This is a genomic window from Mesorhizobium sp. M7D.F.Ca.US.004.03.1.1 (genome assembly GCF_003998635.1).
Lineage (GTDB): Bacteria > Pseudomonadota > Alphaproteobacteria > Rhizobiales > Rhizobiaceae > Mesorhizobium > Mesorhizobium loti.
Genome location: NZ_RZQG01000825.1, coordinates 1 through 2,635, shown reverse-complemented (window position 1 = coordinate 2,635; position 2,635 = coordinate 1). Strand labels below are relative to the sequence as shown.

Annotated in this window: 2 protein-coding genes and 1 pseudogene; all 3 read left to right on the top strand. The window is 61.4% G+C overall.

Annotated elements, in window-relative coordinates; all coding sequences use genetic code 11:
• Nucleotides 1-848, top strand: an 848-nt coding sequence (locus tag EN935_RS30450) for an HlyD family secretion protein (RefSeq protein ID WP_164771465.1), incomplete at its 5' end; no start/stop codon positions are given.
• Nucleotides 845-2,440, top strand: coding sequence for a DHA2 family efflux MFS transporter permease subunit (locus EN935_RS30445; RefSeq protein WP_164757505.1), 1,596 nt, complete (start codon nt 845-847; stop codon nt 2,438-2,440). The genes EN935_RS30450 and EN935_RS30445, both read left to right, overlap by 4 nt.
• Nucleotides 2,441-2,514: 74 nt before the next feature.
• Nucleotides 2,515-2,635, top strand: a pseudogene (locus tag EN935_RS42370) (plasmid stabilization protein); the annotation flags it as partial.

The window sequence follows — 2,635 nt, the reverse complement described above, 5'->3', positions numbered from 1 at the left end:
CCGATGTCGCGGTCACCGACAACCAGCCGGTGAAAGCCGGTGACGTGCTCCTGCGTATCGACGACAGCGACTATCAGGCGAGCCTCGCGGAGGCGAATGCCGGCGTGGCTTCCGCCCAGGCCGGCATCGTCGATGTCGAAGCCCAGATCGAAGCACAAAACGCCAAGATCGATGCGGCACAAAAGCAGGTGGCGCAAGCCCAGGCCGCGCTCGATTTTGCCAAGGCTGAGGACCAGCGCAACCGCGAGCTGCTGGCCAAGGGAACCTCCACTCAACAGCAGGCCGAACAGGCCGCTTCGACGCTGCGTCAGGATCAGGCGGCCCTCGACAGCGCTGGAGCAAACGTGGCTGCCACGAAAAGCCAGGTCACTGTTTTGCAGGCGCAGGAAAAGAGCGCGCAAGCAAAACTCAATCAGGCCAACGCCACTCAGGAGCAGGCGCGCACCACACTGTCGCGCACCACCATCACCGCGCCGGTTGCCGGACGGGCAACCAGCATCTCGGCGGCCATCGGGACGTATGCTCAGCCCGGCCAGGTGCTGATGATGTTTGTTCCCGACGAAGTCTGGGTGAAGGCCAATTTCAAGGAAACGCAACTCGACCTGATGCGGCCGGGACAGTCGGTTGACATCGAGATCGACGCCTATCCCGAAAAGGCCTTCCACGGTCGCGTCGACAGCATCCAGGCAGGCAGTGGCACGGCCTTCAGCCTGCTGCCGGCCGAGAACGCCACGGGCAATTTCGTCAAGGTGGTGCAGCGCGTGCCGATCAAGATCGTCTTCGACCAACCGCCGGGCGTGCTGCTCGGTCCGGGCCTGTCGGTTGTACCGACAGTCAAGGTGAGATGAGCGCCGTCGAAATGGCCGGTGGCGCGAGCGAAAGCCGGTCCGCCGCCGGTGGCCGCAACCCCTGGCTCATCGCGGTCATCGTCTCGATCGCCACCTTCATGCTGGTGCTCGATACCTCGATCGCCAACGTCGCCCTGCGCAACATCGCCGGCAGCCTGGCGGCGGGAATGGACGAAAGCACCTGGGTGATCACCACCTATCTGGTCGCCAATTCCGTGATCATCCCGGTCAGCGGCTGGCTGGCCAGCGTCATCGGCCGCAAGCGCTATTACATGTTTTGCGTGGCGACCTTCACCATAGCATCGCTGCTGTGCGGGTTGGCGCCCAACCTGGAGATGCTGATTGTCTTCAGGATCCTGCAAGGCCTTGGCGGCGGGGGCATGGCGCCCAGCGAACAGTCGATCCTCGCCGACACCTTTCCCCCGGAAAAACGTTCGCAGGCGTTCGCGCTGTATGGCATCGCCGTCATCGTCGCGCCGACCGTCGGGCCGACCATCGGTGGCTGGCTGACCGACAATTTTTCCTGGCACTGGATCTTCTTCATCAACGTGCCGTTTGGCATCATGTCGCTTGCCCTCGTGCAGTGGCTGCTGGTCGAGCCTGATGTGCTCGAACGCGAACGGCAGGAACGGTTGAAGGGCGGCCTCCGGATAGACTGGGTCGGGTTCATCCTGGTCGCCACGGCACTTGGCTGCCTGGAGATCTTCCTTGATGAAGGCCAGCGCAACGACTGGTTCGCATCAGGTTTTATCACTACCTTTGCCGCGATTTCGGCGATCTCATTTTTGCTGCTGATCCCATGGGAGTTCAGTCACCGCGATCCGGTCGTCGACATCCGCCTGCTGTTCAGCCGTCAGTTCGGCACGTCGTTCCTGGTGATGATGGCGGTCGGCGCCGTGCTGTTCAGCACCACACAGTTGATGCCGCAGCTGCAGCAGACCGCTTTCGACTATACGGCGACCCTGTCGGGCCTCTCGATGATGCCGGGCGGCATCGCCATGCTGATGCTGATGCCGATTTCGGGATTTGCCGCCGGCGTCGTGCAGCCCAAATATCTGATCATGATGGGCATGTCCGTTGTGGTGGTCGCGCTGTGGCATATGACGTCGCTCACCCCGGACGCCAGCTTCCGCTTCTTTGCCTTTGCGCGCATCTTCCTGATGATTGGCCTGCCGTTCCTGTTCATCCCCATTTCGACGGCCGCTTACGTCGGCCTTGTTCCGCAGCAGACCAATCAGGCATCGGCGCTGATCAATGTTGCCCGCAACATCGGCGGCAGCATTGGCGTGTCGCTATCCAACACGGTGATCGCTCAGAACGCGCAGCTCCACCAGGCAAACCTTGTCAGTCATACGGCACAATCGTCTCCTCAATACCAACAGGCGCTGCGTCAGGTGACCGAGCATTTCGTTGCCCAGGGATCGACTATGCTCCAGGCCAAGCAACAGGCCGTCGGCTGGATTGGGCAGTTGATCGCGCGCCAGGCTTCGCTGCTCGCCTATGTCGACGTCTTTCGCTACTGCGCAATCGTGACGGCGTTGTTTGTCCCCCTCGCCTTGCTGCTGCGGTCTCCAAAGCCTGACAAGCGCTAGCTGAAATATCGTGGGCGCCGGAACTCTCTAGCCGGCTTTTCGTTCAGACCCTATCCAACAAAGGAGAAAAAATCATGCCACGCGGTGACAAATCGAAATACACCGACAAACAGGAACGCAAGGCCGATCACATCGCAGAAGGCTACGAGAAGCGCGGGGTTTCCGACAAGGAAGCCGAACGGCGCGCATGGGCGA